The sequence below is a fragment of the Streptomyces coffeae genome (assembly GCF_016741875.1).
In the GTDB taxonomy this organism is placed as follows: domain Bacteria; phylum Actinomycetota; class Actinomycetes; order Streptomycetales; family Streptomycetaceae; genus Streptomyces; species Streptomyces coffeae.
Genome location: NZ_JAERRF010000012.1, coordinates 38857 through 55180, shown reverse-complemented (window position 1 = coordinate 55180; position 16324 = coordinate 38857). Strand labels below are relative to the sequence as shown.

The 16324-nt window shown below is 70.0% G+C and carries 12 protein-coding genes; 9 read left to right on the top strand and 3 right to left on the bottom strand.

The window, feature by feature from the left end; genetic code table 11:
- Positions 1-18 precede the first annotated feature (18 nt).
- From JK363_RS21520 to JK363_RS21510, 3 genes are read right to left on the bottom strand one after another with little or no spacing between them, the layout of a single operon-like run.
- The gene (locus tag JK363_RS21520) at positions 19-1611 is read right to left on the bottom strand and encodes a class I adenylate-forming enzyme family protein (RefSeq protein ID WP_201876616.1); all 1593 of its coding nucleotides are present in this window, start codon (positions 1609-1611) and stop codon (positions 19-21) included.
- The gene (locus tag JK363_RS21515; protein WP_201876615.1) at positions 1595-3508 is read right to left on the bottom strand and encodes an ABC transporter ATP-binding protein; all 1914 of its coding nucleotides are present in this window, start codon (positions 3506-3508) and stop codon (positions 1595-1597) included. Before JK363_RS21515 ends, JK363_RS21520 begins: the two co-directional genes overlap by 17 nt.
- Positions 3508-5367: an ABC transporter ATP-binding protein gene (locus JK363_RS21510; protein ID WP_201876614.1), complete on the bottom strand. Its 1860-nt coding sequence runs from the start codon at positions 5365-5367 to the stop codon at positions 3508-3510. Before JK363_RS21510 ends, JK363_RS21515 begins: the two co-directional genes overlap by 1 nt.
- 751 nt (positions 5368-6118) lie before the next feature.
- Here JK363_RS21510 and JK363_RS44255 point away from each other — a divergent pair.
- From JK363_RS44255 to JK363_RS21465, 9 genes are all read left to right on the top strand, one after another.
- A complete protein-coding gene (locus JK363_RS44255; RefSeq protein ID WP_201876613.1) occupies positions 6119-6793 on the top strand; it encodes a helix-turn-helix transcriptional regulator in 675 nt (224 codons plus the stop codon).
- 245 nt (positions 6794-7038) lie between these two features.
- Positions 7039-8445, top strand: a complete 1407-nt coding sequence (locus JK363_RS21500) for a condensation domain-containing protein (RefSeq protein WP_201876612.1) — start codon at positions 7039-7041, stop codon at positions 8443-8445.
- Between the two features lie 579 nt (positions 8446-9024).
- Complete coding sequence (locus JK363_RS21495; RefSeq protein ID WP_307821815.1) at positions 9025-10476, top strand: aldehyde dehydrogenase family protein; 1452 nt, start codon at positions 9025-9027, stop codon at positions 10474-10476.
- Positions 10473-11018, top strand: a complete 546-nt coding sequence (locus JK363_RS21490; RefSeq protein ID WP_201876611.1) for a nucleoside 2-deoxyribosyltransferase — start codon at positions 10473-10475, stop codon at positions 11016-11018. Before JK363_RS21495 ends, JK363_RS21490 begins: the two co-directional genes overlap by 4 nt.
- Complete coding sequence (locus JK363_RS21485) at positions 11015-11992, top strand: beta/alpha barrel domain-containing protein (RefSeq protein ID WP_307821814.1); 978 nt, start codon at positions 11015-11017, stop codon at positions 11990-11992. The genes JK363_RS21490 and JK363_RS21485 overlap by 4 nt, the downstream gene beginning before the upstream one ends.
- Positions 11993-12041: 49 nt before the next feature.
- Entirely contained in the window at positions 12042-12815 is a 774-nt protein-coding gene (locus JK363_RS21480) for a creatininase family protein (RefSeq protein WP_236075990.1), read from the top strand.
- 48 nt (positions 12816-12863) lie between these two features.
- Positions 12864-13997 carry a hypothetical protein gene (locus tag JK363_RS21475; protein WP_201876609.1) on the top strand — a complete coding sequence of 378 codons (1134 nt, stop codon included), beginning with the start codon at positions 12864-12866 and terminating at the stop codon, positions 13995-13997.
- Positions 13998-14045: 48 nt separating this feature from the next.
- The gene (locus JK363_RS21470; RefSeq protein ID WP_201876608.1) at positions 14046-15350 is read left to right on the top strand and encodes a nucleotide sugar dehydrogenase; all 1305 of its coding nucleotides are present in this window, start codon (positions 14046-14048) and stop codon (positions 15348-15350) included.
- The gene (locus tag JK363_RS21465) at positions 15343-16323 is read left to right on the top strand and encodes an NAD-dependent epimerase/dehydratase family protein (protein ID WP_201876607.1); all 981 of its coding nucleotides are present in this window, start codon (positions 15343-15345) and stop codon (positions 16321-16323) included. The genes JK363_RS21470 and JK363_RS21465 overlap by 8 nt, the downstream gene beginning before the upstream one ends.
- The last annotated feature ends 1 nt before the right edge of the window (position 16324 follow it).

Here is a 16324-nt window from a genome sequence, read left to right as displayed (position 1 = left end):
TACCGCCCGGCTCGGTGTTCAGCTTGACCGACCACCGCCGGTCAGGCCGTCACCCGCGTCCGTCGGGTGCACCAGTCGGGTGGCGGCGGGCACTGCGGCTCGTCTGACCTTGCCCAGGGAGCTCTTCGGCAGCGAGGCGACGAAGTCGACCGCAAGGGGCACCTGGTGAGGGAGGAGCCGGGCCCGGCAGTGGGCCGTGAGCCGGTCCGCGGACAGCGGTGCCCGCGCGACCACGGTGGCCCGTACCCGTTCACCGGTGTCACCGGTCTCCTCTCCCCACACCACCGCTTCGACGACGTCCGGGTGGGCCAGCAGCGCCTGCTCGACCTCGAGGGGATTCACCTTCTTGCCACCCACGTTGATGAAGGAGTCCTTGCGCCCGACCAGGTGCAGGTGCCCCTTGGGGCCGAGGCGGGCCATGTCGCCGGTCACGTACCAGCCGTTGCGGAAGGCCCGCCGTGTGGCCTCGGGGTGGTCGACGTAGTGCGTGAACATCGCGGACGTACGCACCAGCAGCGACCCCACTTCCCCACTGGGCACATCGTGCCCTCGCTCGTCGACCACACGGATGCGTACGCCGGGCATGGCCCGCCCCACACCGCGATCCGCGCCTGCGTCGTCCTCGGGACGCTGGGCGGCGATGACTCCGGCCTCCGTACAGCCGTAGACCTGTTGGATCTTCAGCCCGAGCCGCTCCCGGGCACGCTGGGCGACGGCGGGCGGCAGGGCCGCGCCCGACGAGAGACACAGTCGCAGACTGCGCGGGGGGTTCGGGGTATGCGGGCCGACGGCGGCACGCGTCGTCAGGTCATAGGCCATGGGAGCGGCGACCAGCACCGTGCAGGCGTGGATGTCCAGGGCTCGCAGGAGGCGAGCGGGGGTGAAGCGGCCGAGGAGGACGATCTGCGCTCCGGCGCGCAGTGCCGTGACGAGCCCGGCGACCATGCCGAAGGAGTGCGTCAGGGGAACACCGGCCAGGACACGGTCGTCCTCGTTGATGTCGTAGGCGCGTGCGTAGGCGTCACCGCCGTTGACGAGGTTGCGCTGCGTGTGGACCGCCGCCTTGGGGTGCCCGGTCGAACCGGAGGTGTACTGGTACAGGAAGGGGGCATCGGGACTGGCGGCTGTCGGCGGCTCCTCGCCGCCCGTCCCCCGTGGAGTGTCTCCGTCCGGCTCCTCCACCGGGACGAGGACACCGTCGCGCGGGCCCTGCTGCGTGGAGCCCCTCAGCGTACGGAGGCCCGCCTCGTGCCCCACGACGAACAGGGGACCCGCAGTGTCCAGCAGTCCGGCCAGCTGCGACGGGGTGGTACCTGCTTCGAGCGGGACCAGCCGCACCCCGAGGTGCGCGGCGGCGAGAAAGGCCACGACGCATTCGGGGGTGTTCTCCATGAGCAGTCCCACGGTGCCGTGTGTGCCGTTCGAGGCGAGGCCGAGGCCCTGCCAATGGCGGGCGGTCGCCCGTACGCGCTCGCGCAGCTCACCGTAGGTCAGGACGTCGTCCCCACACCGCACGGCAACGGCGTCCGGTCGGGCTCGGCACGCGGCGGCGAGGAGGTGTCCGAGCGTCCCGGGCGCGGGCGTCACCGGGGCGTCAGATGCGGTGGGCATCGATCACGTCCTCCTCTCCCTGCGGGGCCGCCGGGGTGGCCGGTCCGGACCCGGCCACGCCCGCATGCGACTCCCCGGGCGCTGCGAGCGGCAGCGCCTCGCCCGCGGGATCGTCGTCGGGCTGCTGGTAGCGGAAATACCGTTCGTAGAGTCGGCTGTAGGCACCGCCGCGCTGGAGCAGGGTGGTGTGGTCGCCCTCCTCGATGATCCGTCCGTCGTCGACGACAACGACCGTGTCGGCCTTGCGGACGGTGGGCAGACGATGGGCGACGACGATGGTCGTACGGTTCGCGGTGAGTGCGTCCAAGCCCTCCTGGATCTGGGCTTCCGTCAGGGGGTCGATACTGGCCGTGGCCTCGTCGAGGATCAGCACGGGGGCGTCTTGGAGGAAGACGCGGGCGAGAGCCACGAGTTGCCGCTGACCGGTGGACAGGTTGCGTCCGCCCTCGTCCGTCGGCGTGTCCAGACCCTGCGGGAGCTGTGCCAGCCAGTCGCCGCCGGCCACCGCGTGTGCGGCGGCCTCCAGCTCGTCGCGGCCGGCGGCCGGTCGGCCGCGGGCGATGTTGTCCGCCACGGTCCCGGAGAAGAGGAACGGCGTCTGGGTCACCACGCCGAGGCAGCGCCGGTACTGCTCGAGGTCCAGGGTGCGCACATCCTGCCCGTCGACCTCGATGCTCCCCTTCTGGAACTCGTAGGCCCGCATGATCAGCCGCACCACACTGGACTTGCCGGCCCCGGTGTGCCCGACCAGCGCCACGGTGTGCCCCGCCGGGACGGTCAGGCTCACGCCCGTGAGTACGGGGCGCTGAGCGTCGTAGCCGAAGTGGACGTCGCGCAGGGCGATCTCGCCCCGCAGGCTCACGACCGGGATCCGGTCGCGCTGGCGCACCGCAGGCTCACGGTCGATGAGCGAGAAGACCCGCTCCCCCGCGGCCAGACCCTGCTGGAGCTGGCTCCAGAAGGAGGCGATGCTGGTGAGCGGCGACCAGAACAGGGCCAGGGCCTCGAGGAACAGCACCCATTCGCCGGCTGAGACACCCCCCGCGTCCACCCGGTGTCCGCCCACCAGGACCACGGCGACGGTGCCCAGTCCGGTCAGCGAGATCAACAGCGGAAAGATGCCGCTGAACATGCGGTTGAGCCGGACGCTGGCCCGGAACCAGCGGTGATTGACCTCGTCCAGGCCGGCTTGCGCGGACTGCTGATGGCCGTGGTTCCGCGCCACGGTGATCCCCCGCAGGGTCTCCTGCACATAACCGTTGACCTGCGCCAGCGCCTCCTGCTGCCGCAGGGAGGCGCTGCGTGCCGCACGGCGGAAGGCGAGGCTGACGGCGATGACGACCGCGGCCACCAGAGCCGTCACCAGGGCCAGCGGCACATTGATCACGAAGAGGGCCGCCAGCAGGATTCCGATCATCAACACCTGGCCGAACAGGCTGAGCACCAGACTGACCAGCGTCGCAAAGGACTGTGTGTCGTTGCTGACCCGGCTGACCACCACCCCGGTGGGGTGGGCGTCATGGAACGCCATGTCCTGCCGCATGGCCGCGGCGAACACCTGCTCCCGCAGGGTGCACACCACGTCACCGACCAGCGTTCCGGTCACCCGCTCCTGGAGAAAGGTGAACAGCCAGGCGACCGTTCCCGCGGCGAGGATGGCCGTCACCAGCAGGGCGACCCGGCCGTCGCCTTCGTCGCCCAGGGCCGAGTCCACGGTCCGGGCCAGCAGCAGGGGAACGGCGCTGCCCGCCGTCGCGGCGATGCCCACGGCGATGGTCACGAACACCACCGCACCGCGTCTGCCGTGGAAGTACGGGGCGATCCGGCGGGCCAGTTCGCGGTCCCCGTGACGGCGGCCGTAGTCGTCCGGCTCGATGCCTTCCAGCAAGTGCGCCATCAGTGGCTCTCCTCCTTTGCGCCCGCGCCGTGCGGACCGGCGGGGGTCGGCTCGGTCAGATAGGGCGCGAAGATCCGGCGGTAGAACGAACACCCCCGCAGGAGCTGTTCGTGGCTGCCCTGGCTGACGATCCGGCCGGCGTCCAGGACGAGGATGTGGTCCGCCGCACGGATGCGGGACAGCCTGGGGGTGATCAGAAACGTGGTGCGTCCGGCCGATGCCTGCCGCATGGCGCGCTGTAGCTCGTACTCGGTGGCGCTGTCGACCGCGCTGGTGGCGTCGTCCAGGGCGAGGACGCGGGGGTCGGCCACCAGAGCGCGGGCGATGGCGAGGCGTTGGCGCTGCCCGCCGGAGAGGGTGACGCCACGTTCACCGATGACGGTGTCGTAGCCGCCCTCGCCCGCCATGATGAAGTCGTGGGCCTGTGCGGTGCGGGCCGCATCCTCCAGCCGTGCGCGATCGACGCCGGTGTCCGCACCGAGAGCGAGGTTCTCGGCGATGGTGCGGGAGAACAGCACCACGTCCTGCTCGATGACCGCGATCTGCGAGCGCAGTGACCTGGTGTCCCAGTCGGTGGTGGCGACACCGTCGATCAGGACCCGTCCCTCATCCGGTGTGTAGGTGCGGTTGAGCAGACTGAGCAGGGTGGACTTGCCGCTGCCGGTGGGGCCGACGACGGCCACCGTGGTACCGGGCGCCACTCGGAAGGACACATCCCGCAGTACGGGCTCGCCGGGCTCGTAGCCGAAGGTGACGTGCTCCATGGCCACTTCGCCGGTCATGTGCGCGACGTGCCGACCGCACTGCTCGTCCTCGTCGTCCGGGTCGTCGGCGACCTCCTTGATCCGCTGTGCTCCGGCCATGCCGAGGTAGATGAGTCCGAGGCTGAATGAGGCGAGCTGGGTGGGTGCCCGCAGGGTGCCCATCAGCCCCAGCACGGCGACGAGTTCACCGGTGCTGAGGGAGCCTGCGCGTAGCAGGATGACGCAGTGCACCAGAGCGCCCGCGGTGGCGAGGGTCAGCAGCAGCGGGGGCAGGGCCAGTGCCTGGGTGCGGACCTGGCGTACCGAAGCGTCGCGGTAGGCCGCGGCCAGTTCGGCGAACCGGGCCCGCTCCTGGTCGGCTCCGCCGGTCGACTCGACGACCTCCATACCGGCGATGCTCTCCGTGGCCTGGGCCGTCATATCGCCGAAGCGTTCCCGGGCGAGGTCGGACACCGGCTCCAGGCGCCGCCCGTGCTCGGCCAGGGCCACCGCGAACAGCAGGACGAAGGCGACGGGGGACACCAACAGCCGAGGATCCACCAGGGCGACGAAGACGACCGGCAGCAGGATGTTCAGTGCCAGATCGACCGCCATGTCGTAGCCGGGCGACACCATCAGGTTCAGCGACTCGGCGTCGCCGGTCGCCCGGGCCGTCAGATCGCCGACGCGCCGCCGGTTGAAGTAGCCCTGCCCTTTGCGGAGCAGGTTGGCGAACACCTGGGCGCGTGCCTCACGTTCCAGGCCACTGGCGAAGGACTCCAGGGAGTAGGTGGCTGTGATGCCGCCCAGTGCCCGGACGAGGACGAGCGCCAGCAGACCGGCGACGATGGCGTGAAAGGTGCCGAAGTCGGTTGCCGTGCCGCTCTGTTCGAGGACTTCGTCGAAGGCCAGACCGGTGACCAGGGGGATGGCCGCGTTCAGCGACTGCCAGACCACACTTCCCAGCAGGTGGAGGACGACATAGGGCCGGAAGGGCCGCATCTGTGCCAGCAGCCAGCGGATCACGCTGTCCTGAGCGCCGGTGCCGGAGCCGGCGGCGCCTGGTGCTGCCGGGGCGGCCGGATCCCTCCCGTCCGCGACGGTTTCGGCGGTCATCGGCTCTCCTTCGCTGGTGTCGGTGGCCGTGGCATCCCGGGCCGACACGGTCCGGAAAAACAAAGGCCCATGATTTTCGGCCATGATCTATCGAATTTTTGGACCCCGGACGGCACGTGGAATTTCCGGCCCTGGCATTCAATTTCTGCCGGGTCGACGTGGCCGACACGGAAGGGGTGACCGGCCGCCGCAGCGTTTGCGGGTCATGCCGCCGTTGCGCGGGCCGCACCGCGGAGCGGCCCCAGACAGCAGTCGGCGCGGGCCACCGAGAGAGCGGCGAGCTCGCGCGACCGAGGCTGCGGCGAGCCGGGTGAGGTGTTGATTTCCCTGCTCAGTGGGGCTTGCGCATACGTCCGGAGTAAGAGGTCGGGTCTGCGTGATCGGGGTTCCACGGCCGCGCCGGACGTTGTGGGCGTGCCGTGGCATGGAAGGTACTTGTTTTCCGAGAAAAACGAAAGCCGGACCAAGCAGATACGAATCAAGCCATCGAGTGAAAATTAAACTGTCGCGCTGACTCAAAATTTCCGTGGCCATCCGCATGACTCAAGGTCGGCCACCCGGGGTGGCATGGAATGGTTGATGTAGATCGACAAGCCTGGATACTCTGTCTGAGGTAGTTGAAAATAAGTTGCTATTGCCTATCAGAAGCAACAAGCAGGCCATGACCTGCGGCGGCCGGCACGGGGGGCAGCACGGTCCTCTTCGTCCGGCATATGCCGGAGGTGCCTGGCGGCAGTGAGGAGGAGCGGGAGTGAGCCAGACGCTGTGCCACCCCCCACGCCAAGAAGAGCAGCTCGTGGTGACCACTCTTGTGACGAACGGATTTCTGCAACTCGGCCTGCGAGCAGTGCTGTCGACAGCGCCCCTGGTGAGCGAGGTCAGGCACTGCGGCGACTGGAACGAAGTGGAGGACGCCCTGTGTGCGGGCCGGGTCGACGTCCTCTTCCTCCACGAGGACGATTACGTTCCGGATCGGGGCGCGCCCTTCGACGCCCTGCGCCGAAGGGCGAAGGTACTGCTGCTGCTGAGCAGCCCTGAGATACCCGAGGAAATCATCACGGGGTCCACGGTCCCCGACGGCTTCCTGGTCGGGAGCGAGTTGACCCCCTCCGCGGTCGAAGAGGCGCTCCAGCGGACGGTGGCTGGGGAAGTGCCCATGCCCACTTCCCTCACCCGGTCGCTGCTGCACCGCGTCCGTGATCCGGGACCACACCGCTGGCAGCGCGATGTGTCCCTGACCGGCCGCGAGAACGAGGTACTGCTCCTGCTCGCCGAGGGCTTGAGCAACAAACAGATCGCCCGGCGCCTCGGCATCTCCAGCCACGGCGTCAAGCGCATCGTCGCCAGTCTGTTGCTCAAGCTCGGTGCCCCCAACCGGACGGCGGCGGTGGTTACCGCCATACAGTCCGGCCTCATCGCCTGCTAGCCGGTCCGCCGAACCGGCCGGCACGGCCATGCCCGCCCGGTCGCCGCTACGACCCTCGGGGCGGGCGTGGCCCTCTCTCGGGGCCATGGGCGCACTGCCGGTGCGCCCTGAACGGGCAGGCCCATACGTGCCGGTGACGACCCCACGGGCGCTCACTAGGGTGAGCCCCGTATCGCGCTGATCCAGCGCGCCCCCTCCCCATCTCCCTCCCCTCCCCCGTCAGCGTGCCGGGAAAGGAACCAGCCATGGCAGAACTCGTCCAGCGCCGTGTCCGTTTCACAGGACGACGCGCCGCCACCGCACCGGCCACCTGTGCACAGCGCCACATGTGGAATCTGATCGAACGGCAACTCCCCGATGCGGCGTTCTACAACGTGTGCCACTGGGTGCACCTGCCCGGCCATGGCACCGAAGAGGACATCCTCGTCGTCTTCGCCGAACTGCTCGCACGCCACGAGTCGCTGCGCACCGGCTTCCACCGGAACGACGACGGCGCACTGGTCCAACAGGTGGAGAAATCGGGAGGGTTGGACGCCGAGGTGTGGACGACCGAGCGGGATGAGAGTCCTGGCGACGTCCTGAACGCCTGGCGGCGCCGAATGCAACACACCGCCTTCGAGGCCGGGCGCGCCCCGCTGATCCGTTTCATGACCGTCGTCGTCGACGGAGCACCCGTGCTCGCCGCGTTCTGCGTATCCCACCTGGCGGCGGACCTGATGTCGCTGCGCCTGCTGGCTTCGGAGACGACCCGGCTGCTGGACGCCCGCGCGGCCGGCCGCCTCCTGCCGCCCGCCGCGACGTCCCGCCAGCCCGTCGAACAGGCCCGGTTCGAGCACTCGCCGCGTGGACGGGCCCTGCTCGGACGCGCACGCACCTACTGGTTACGCCAGCTCGCGATCGCGCCCGCCACGCTGTTCCCGCCGCAGAGCGGAGCCGGGCGGGAGCCGGGGAAGGGCTCCGGGCCCAGCCTGGCCGCCCCTGTCCGCTACAGCGCTGCCATGGACTCCCGGGCGGTGGCACTCGCCGTGCCGGTGCTGGCACGACGCTGGCGGGTGAGCACCTCCGCGGTGCTGCTGACCGTCGTGGCACTGCTCCTCGGGCGCCGCGCCGGGCTGTCCTCGTGCACCCTGCGCCTGCTCACGGCCAACCGTGCCGAGCCGGAGCTGCGCGAGACCGTGGCCAATCTGCACGCGGAGGTCGCTGCGACGATCGATCTGGCGGGCGACCGCGTCGAGGACATCGCGCGTCGCGCCCTGGCCGCGTGCACCGCCGCGTACGCCAACGGCCTCTACGATCCCGATGAGGTGGAGGACCTGATCGGTGCCGCCGCCGGTGAGCGCGGGGTGCCCATCGACCTCTCGTACTGCTTCAACGACATCCGGGCGAGCCATGCCCTGCCCGAAGCGGCCGACGACCGTATCCCGGTGTCCACGGCCGCCCTGCGGAGCGCGGTGACCGACACCGTCGTCGCACCCCACGAGTTCCAGGAGGGCGAGACCTTCTTCCTCGTGGTCGACGACGAGGAACCGGGCTGGATCCGGCTGATACTCAACGCCGACCACTGTGCCCTCGCTCCGTCCGAGGTGCATGCCTTCCTGTACGACGTCGAGCGTGTCCTCGTCGAGCACGCGCTCGAGGTGCCGGACCACTGATCAGCTGACCGCGCACGCAGGCTACGGACACTGCCGCAGCCACCCCCACTTATTCCGCGGGAAGGGGCGATCCCCGAAACGTGGTCTCGGGCCTCCGATGCTTCCCGGACGCCGCCGCGCCCGCCAGGAGCATTCGGCCGCGCGATCGGTGTAGCCGGATGACCATAGCCCAAAGTGGGGGTGCCCGATCGGCTGCGGCCCGGTGAGACTGTTCTCCGGGCCGCCCGCAACGCGACGGCCCGGCAGAGGGCAAGGCGATCCGGCGGCGGGATGCCGGACGGCGGTCCGCAGGGTCGGCCTTCCCGCGGCCCTGGTCCGCGCATGTCCGGCGAACGGGCCCGCAGTCCATCCGTCCGCCGCCGACCGCCGTGCATCCGAGCCGTCCGTGGCGCCGTTCTCGCGCAGGCGCCGGCGGACACCGCTACGGGGCGCCCCCGAACGGGGCCCCCTCCAGTCGGCCACCGTCCCTTCCGCGACTTCCTCCTGGCGGGAACAGATGCCCGAAATTGCTGGCCAACCCATTCACCACGACGCCGAGTCCTTCCGTGACCGCGTGCCGACGCGGACGGAGGGCGACCGGTGAACGCTCGTGCCGCCGAACCGGAGGTTGGTGTCATGCCTCCGGCCGGGCACCCCGGCGCCGAGCGGTACGGACCCACGCCGGTCGAGAATCCCGCGCTCGGCGAGGTGTTCACCCACGCCCCGGGGTGCACTCCGCAAGCGCTCGACGCGGTGCTGAACGACGCGGCCCGGGCCCTCCCCGGCTGGGCGGCCATGTCCCTCGACACCCGCCGGGAGCGGCTCCTCGCATGCCACCACGTGCTGCTTGCCGCCGTGGACCCGATGTCCGAACTCCTCACCGGGGAGCAGGGCAAGCCGCTGCACCGGGCGCGGGACGAAGTCCGGCTGGCGGCCGACTGGTTCGCGGAAACCGCACGTCTGGACCTGGCACCGGAGCGGCTGGTCGACGAACCCGGCGCCCGTATCGGCCTGGAGCGGGTGCCGCACGGTGTGGTCGCCGCGATCGCCCCCTCCAACTATCCCGTTCTCCTGGCCGTGTGCAAGATCGCGCCCGCGCTGCTGGCCGGGAACACCGTAGTCCTCAAACCCTCCCCGGACACTCCGATGTCCAGCCTGATGATGGGAGAGCTCCTGGGCGAGGTGCTGCCTCCCGGCACGTTCACGGTCGTGGGCGGAGGCACCGAGCTCGGCGCCCGGCTCACCGTCCACCCCGCGGTTCGGCTGGTGTCGTTCACCGGCTCGGTGGGCACCGGCCGCGCCATCGCCCGGCAGGCGGCGGCCGACCTCAAGCGGGTCGTGCTGGAACTGGGCGGCAACGACGCGGCCATCGTGCTGCCCGGCACGGATGCCGCGGCCGTCGCGGCGGATCTGTTCGCCAGCGCCATGACGAACAGTGGACAGTTCTGCGCCGCGGTCAAGCGCGTCTACGCACCCCGCGGACAGCACCGCCAACTCGCCGAGGCCATGGCGGAGTCGGCGAGGTCGGCCGTCGTGGGCGACGGGCTCGACCCTGCCACCGAGTACGGTCCGCTCGTCAGCCGTGCCGGGCGGGACCGCGTCGCGGGCATGGTGGAGGAGGCCGTACGTTCCGGGGCCCAGTGTCTGGCCGGCGGCCATGTCCCCGAGGGGCCCGGCTACTTCTATCCCCCCACCGTCGTCACCGGGCTCCCGCCCGGAAGCCGCCTCGAGGAGGAGGAACAGTTCGGCCCGGTCGTCCCCGTCATCCCCTACGACGACCCGGCCGAGGCGATCGGCCGCGCCAATGCCTCGCCGTACGGGCTGGGCCTGTCGCTGTGGGGCGACGAGGACCGGGCACAAGCTCTGGCCGAGCTGCCGCAGTGCGGGACCGTGTGGCTCAACACCCATGGCGACCTGCGGCATGACGTGCCGTTCGGCGGTCACCGGCACTCCGGGATCGGCGTGGAGTACGGCCACTGGGGCCTTCTGGAGTACACGCAACTCAAGGTGCACCACATCGCGCTTCGCCAAGCAGATCGGGAGATGTCATGAGCGACACCACGGCGACCGGCATCGACGGGACGGAGGGCGTCGACCTGACCGGAGTCAGTGTCTTCGTCGGCGGCCCCATTCAGCACGCGATCCACCAGAACGGCTTCCACCAACCGTTACGGCACGCTATCCGCGACATCATCGATGCCGTCTCGGCCGCGCACGGCACGGTCTTCTCGGCCCATGTCGCCGAGAGGTTCGGCGCCGACACGAAGCTGTTCTCACCAGAGCAGGTCAGTGTGCGGGACTTCGACTGGATGCGTCGCTGCGATGTATTCGTACCGGTGCTGCCCGTGGACAAGGCAGGCGAACTGATGCGCACCGACGGCACCCATGTCGAACTCGGCTGGGCCTCCGCGCTCGGCCGGCCCGTCGTCGTCGTCACTCCCACGCCTCTCGCGCCCAACGCCAGCCATCTGCTGCGCGGACTGCCCTCCATCGGCGACGTCACCGTCTTCGACCTGGCCGAGGCCCAGGCCAACCCCGCCGAACTGCTCCGGCTGCTCGACAAGCTCGGCCGAGAGGTGGTGATGTCGGAGTGAGCGGCCTCGAGGGCGAGGACGGCGAGGTCCCGGACACCGGGCGGGGCGCCAGGGCCGCGACCGGGACCGGTGTCCGGCCCGCACCCGGACCGGCACAGATCCTCGGGCTGCGCCTGGCATCCCCCGTCGTCGTCGGCTCCGGTCTGCTCACCGACCAGGAGCGCAACATCCGCAGGCTGCTCGAGGACGGCGCGGGGGCCGTGGTCACCAAGACCATCCATCCCGACCCCAGCACCCCGGGCGGCGAACGACTGCTCCGCCTGCCCACCGGAATGCTCAACAGCACTACGTACTCCCGTCGTCCCGTCGACGACTGGTGCGCGATGCTCTGCCGGTTCGCCGACGAGAAGCTACCGGTGATCGCATCCCTGTACGCGGACTCGCCCGCCGAACTCGCCGATCTGGCCGCGCGCGTGACCGCGACGGGCACCCCCGCCCTGGAGCTCGGCATCTCGTGCCTGAACGAGGAGGGCGGCCTCGATGACACTCCCGAGCGTGTCGCCGCGTACACCGCCGCGGTGCGGCGCCGCACACCGGTGCCCTTCAGCGTCAAGCTGGCGTCCGGGGAGCGGGTGCGGGAGCGTGTCGATGCCGCCGTGGCCTCGGGCGCGAACGCCATCACCCTGAGCGACACTCTCCCCGGGCTGGCCGTGGACGCCGACACGGGCGAGGTGCTCCTCGGAGGGGTGTTCGGCTACTCGGGGCCCGGAATCAAACCGCTCGTGCTCGCCGAAATCTTCGGCCTCCGCAGGACCGGGCTGACGGTGCCGCTCATGGCGAGCGGCGGGGTGGAGAACGCCACCGACGTGGCGGAGTACCTGAGCGTGGGCGCCGACGTCGTCCAGGTCTACACCGCACTGCACCGAAACATGCACACCACCCTCCGCACCATCCGCGAGGACTTCGACGGCTGGCTGGGCTCAAAAGGCGGCGAGGTGGTGGACGTGATGGGGCGGAGCATCAAGAGGTCATGAGGTGAAGGCAATGCGGCAACGCACCACGAGCGTATCCCGCTACGGAGACTTGACCAGCCCGGAAGTGCCGCGGACCATGCGCGGCGCCACCCTGGTCTGGCCGGTGGGAGGGCTGGAACAGCACGGGCCCCATCTCCCGCTCTCGGTCGACATGGACATCCCCGACGCGCTGGCGCGCCAGGTCGTCGCGGAGACCGGCGGTCTACTGCTGCCCGGCCAGCCGTTCTCGGCACGATCCCTGCCGCAGAGCGGGGGCGGACTGCACTTTCCGGGCACCGTGCACATCGGCGGATCCACGTTCATCGACTATCTCACCAGCTGCCTGGCGGCGCTCTCCCGCCTCGGAGTCGGCCGGCTCGTCCTGATCAACGGGCACTACGAGAACGAGGGGCTGCTCTTCGAAGCGATCGACGGCTGTGCGCCGACCGCCCTGTTCCCGGACACCGAGGTGGTCGCGTTCAGCTGGTGGAGCCTGGTCACCGAGGACTGGCTCGCCGAGCACATACCGCGTTTCCCGGGGTGGCACGCGGAACACGCGGGGCTGACCGAGACGAGCCTCATGATGTATCTCCGCCCGGACGTCGTCCGCGCGGAGCGCCCCAGTCATCCCTCGCCGCCGCCCGCCGGGGTGTACCGGCACCCCGTCGATGCGGACGTGATGTCCCACCAGGGTGTGCTGTCCTCCGCCGCCGGTGCCTCGGCCGAACTGGGAGAGCGCCTCTTCTGGCACCTGGTCGACGGCGTCGTCGGGATTCTCGGCACACCGGCTCGGGACTCGGCCGGGCCCGCCACCGGCCACGGCCCGACCGCGGCCGCCCCGTGAGCAGGACCGCACCCCCGCCCACCCGTGCCGCCGACGACAGGAGAAGCGATGCGTCTGCCTCCCCATGAACGTGACACGTTCGAAGCCCGCCTGGAGAGCCTCTTCGGGGACAAACTCCGGCCCGTGGAGGAGTCCTTCGAAGCCATCCAGAAATTCAAGGACGGCTCCTTCGCCATGGGCGACCTCGGGCTGATGCTCTACACCAACGGCTACAACCTCCGCGGCACCAGCACCCGTCATCCCAACGGTCTGGCCTACCACGACGGCGAGAACCTCTTCGGAGTCGGCTACTTCAGCAAGGAGGACAGCCCGGCCAAGCATCTGCACATCGTCGCGCCGAAGGGCCCGGGCAAGGTGGCGGCGGTCACGTCGTTCATCGCGGCGGTCCGCGATGCCGGACTTGCCCAGAACTCGGTGTACGTACGGCACCTGCCGCCCGAGGACCACGCGGCCTTCCTGGCCGCGGGCTTCGCTCCGGTGACCACGGACCCGTGGCATCCGGTCGCCCCCGAGGAGGACGAGACCCACCCCAACCGGGTCTACTACCTCGACACACTCCTCGAGGAGCAGCCGGACGGCAGCCTGCGCGTCGGCAACCTCACGGGTGCGGAGCACCGCAGGTACAAGAGCAAGAACCGCCTCGCCTTCCGCAGGTTCGAGAACTTCCTCCAGCGCAACGACCACTTGGAGCTCCGCATCCGGCCGTACGGCTACACCGAACCGGAGATCCGCCGGGCCCGCGCCGTTGTCGAGGGGTACTTCGACGCCCGCCGGGAGCAGGGCACGCTGGTCGGGTCGACGCCCGAGGACTACCGCGCGCTGATCACCCAGCGTCCCGGCGGGCAGAACGAGCGGGACTACTTCGCCCACCTCGGCGGTCTCTTCCTCCAGGACGGAGAGGAGATACCCGTGATGTTCTTCGCGGGCGAACGCACCGGTCCGCGCAGGGCATCGCTCTACTGCACGATGACCATGCGCTTCCCGGAGCGGCTGACCGGTGTCCTGAAGGACTCCACCGGTTTCACGGCGATTCCCCAGTACATCTGGCTGACCGTGTTCCAGAAGATGTGGCGGCACGGCATCCGCGAGATCGACGCCGGCGGCTCCGAGGTGAAGGGGCTGGACGACCAGAAACGACAGCTCGGTGGCAGAGCCGAGAAGACCCACTGGGTTGTCGGCTGAACCACCGGCGACCCCACCTTCCCACGCCGCATTCAGGGGGTTATGACAATGCCATCGACCAGGCAGTACGAGGACTACGACGTAGGTGTCGTAGGGCTGGGCTACGTCGGCGTCACACTCACCGCCGCGCTGCTGGCCACGGGCAAGAGCGTGCTCGGCTACGAGACCAATACCGCGGTGGCCGGTGAACTCGCCGCAGGCAGGCTGAGGCTGGCCGAGCCCGGCGTCGAGGAAGAGATCAGGAACGGCGCCGCCGGCGGAGCCTTCGCCGTCACCACCGACATCCGCGGGCGGAAGCTGCCTCCCGTCCTGATCATCTGCGTCGGCACGCCCATCGAGGCCGGCGGAACCACACCCGATCTGAGCCATCTGCGGGCCGCCACCGAGTCGATCGCGGCAGGCACGGACGACGACACCGTGGTCATCGTGCGCAGCACCGTTCCCGTGGGCACCTCGCGCGGCCTGGTGCTGCCCATCCTGCAACGCAGGATTCCCGAACCGCTGATCGCCTACTGCCCGGAGCGCACCATCCAGGGGCAGGCACTGGCGGAACTGCTGTCCCTCCCGCAGATCGTCGGCGGGCTGACCGACGAGGCGGGCAAACGGGCGGCGGAGCTCTTCGCCACCCTCACCGGCCAGGTGGTACCCGTCTCCTCGCTGGAGGCCGCCGAACTGGTCAAGCTGGTCTGCAACTGCCACACCGACCTGATCTACGGCTTCGGCAACGAGGTCGCGCTCATCACCGAGAAGCTCGGTCTGGATGCGATGGAGGTCATCGGCTCCGCCAACCTCGGCTATCCACGGCCCACCCTCCACAAGCCGGGGTTCGTCGGCGGCAGCTGCCTGACCAAGGACCCCTATCTGCTGGAGTACTCGCTCGCCGGGCACGACCACACACCGCGGTTGGTCACCGCCGCTCGCACCCTGAATGAGTCCATGCCCGTGAGGGTCGGTGAACGTGTCCTGACCGGGCTGTGGGAGCAGGGCAGGGACCCGGCCGAGGCCAGGATCCTGATTTCAGGCTTCGCCTACAAGGGCCGCCCCGAGACCGACGACCTCCGCGGAGCCCCCTTCGAGCGCCTGCTGCCGTTCCTCACGGACCGGGTGGGGGAGATCGTCGGCCATGACTTCGTGGTGCCGCCGGACCGTATCGAGTCACTGGGCGTCCGCGCGGTCGACCTGGCCGAGGGCTTCACCGGCACCCACGCGGCCATCCTGCTCAACGATCACCCCCGGTACGGCGACATCGACGCCGCCGGCCTGATGGCGCGCATGGACGATCCGGCACTGGTCTATGACACCTGGCGGGTCCTCCCGTCCTCGACGAAGGCGATGAGGCTCGGTCATGCGTAAGAAGGTCCTGATCACCGGAGGCGCCGGTTTCATCGGCCTGCACCTGGCCCGCCGACTCGCCACCACCTGCGATGTCACACTGCTCGACGACTTCAGCCGGGGGCGGTCCGACGCGGACCTGTCCGACGTGCGCGGCAGCGTCGAACTCGTCGAGCACGACCTGACCACGCCTGTGCCCGACGGACTGCTCGCGCACGACTTCGCCGAGGTGTACCACCTGGCCGCCGTGGTCGGAGTGGCCCACTCCAACGACAACCCACGCCGGGTGCTGCGCACGAACCTGCTCACCACCGTCCACCTCCTCGACTGGTTCTCCGGCCTGACCGGCGCCACCCTCTGCTTCGCCTCCTCCAGCGAGGCCTACGCGGGCAGTGTCGAGGCCGGTGTCGCGCCCGTGCCCACCGCCGAGGACGTGCCGCTGATGATGCCCGACCTCACGGTGGCCCGCTCTTCGTACGGCTTCAGCAAGATCGCGGGAGAGATGTTGTGCCGCACATACGCGCGCACCCACGGCTTCGCCCTCCGCATGGTGCGCTTCCACAACGTCTATGGACCCCGGATGGGATACGACCATGTGATCCCCGAGTTCATCGAGCGGCTGCTCGGCGGAGCGGACCCCTTCGAGATCCACGGCGACCAGAGGCGCGCGTTCTGCTACGTCGACGACGCCATCGACGCGATCACCGCGCTGACCGCCCTGCCCACCAAGGAGCCGCTGCTCGTCAACGTCGGCAACGACCAGGAGGAGATCCCCATCAGGGAACTGGCCCGGAAGGTCTTCGACGCCCTGGGGCGTCACCCGGCCCTCGACGTCCACCCCGCGCCGCCCTTGTCCCCGGTCCGGCGCCTTCCTGATATCTCCCTCCTCCGCGAACTGACCGGGTATCGTCCCGCGGTGGACCTGGACGAGGGACTGCGCCGCACATGCGAGTGGTACGCCCGGGACCTCGCCGCACGCGGGACCGGAGCGTGAG

Excerpts from the sequence above, each read along its gene's own strand:
- JK363_RS21515 (WP_201876615.1), bottom strand. The coding sequence starts at position 3,508 with ATGGCGCACTTGCTGGAAGGCATCGAGCCGGACGACTACGGCCGCCGT.
- JK363_RS21500 (WP_201876612.1), top strand. The coding sequence starts at position 7,039 with ATGGCAGAACTCGTCCAGCGCCGTGTCCGTTTCACAGGACGACGCGCC.
- JK363_RS21465 (WP_201876607.1), top strand. The coding sequence starts at position 15,343 with ATGCGTAAGAAGGTCCTGATCACCGGAGGCGCCGGTTTCATCGGCCTG.
- JK363_RS21520 (WP_201876616.1), bottom strand. The coding sequence starts at position 1,611 with ATGCCCACCGCATCTGACGCCCCGGTGACGCCCGCGCCCGGGACGCTC.
- JK363_RS21510 (WP_201876614.1), bottom strand. The coding sequence starts at position 5,367 with ATGACCGCCGAAACCGTCGCGGACGGGAGGGATCCGGCCGCCCCGGCA.
- JK363_RS21475 (WP_201876609.1), top strand. The coding sequence starts at position 12,864 with ATGCGTCTGCCTCCCCATGAACGTGACACGTTCGAAGCCCGCCTGGAG.
- JK363_RS21490 (WP_201876611.1), top strand. The coding sequence starts at position 10,473 with ATGAGCGACACCACGGCGACCGGCATCGACGGGACGGAGGGCGTCGAC.
- JK363_RS21470 (WP_201876608.1), top strand. The coding sequence starts at position 14,046 with ATGCCATCGACCAGGCAGTACGAGGACTACGACGTAGGTGTCGTAGGG.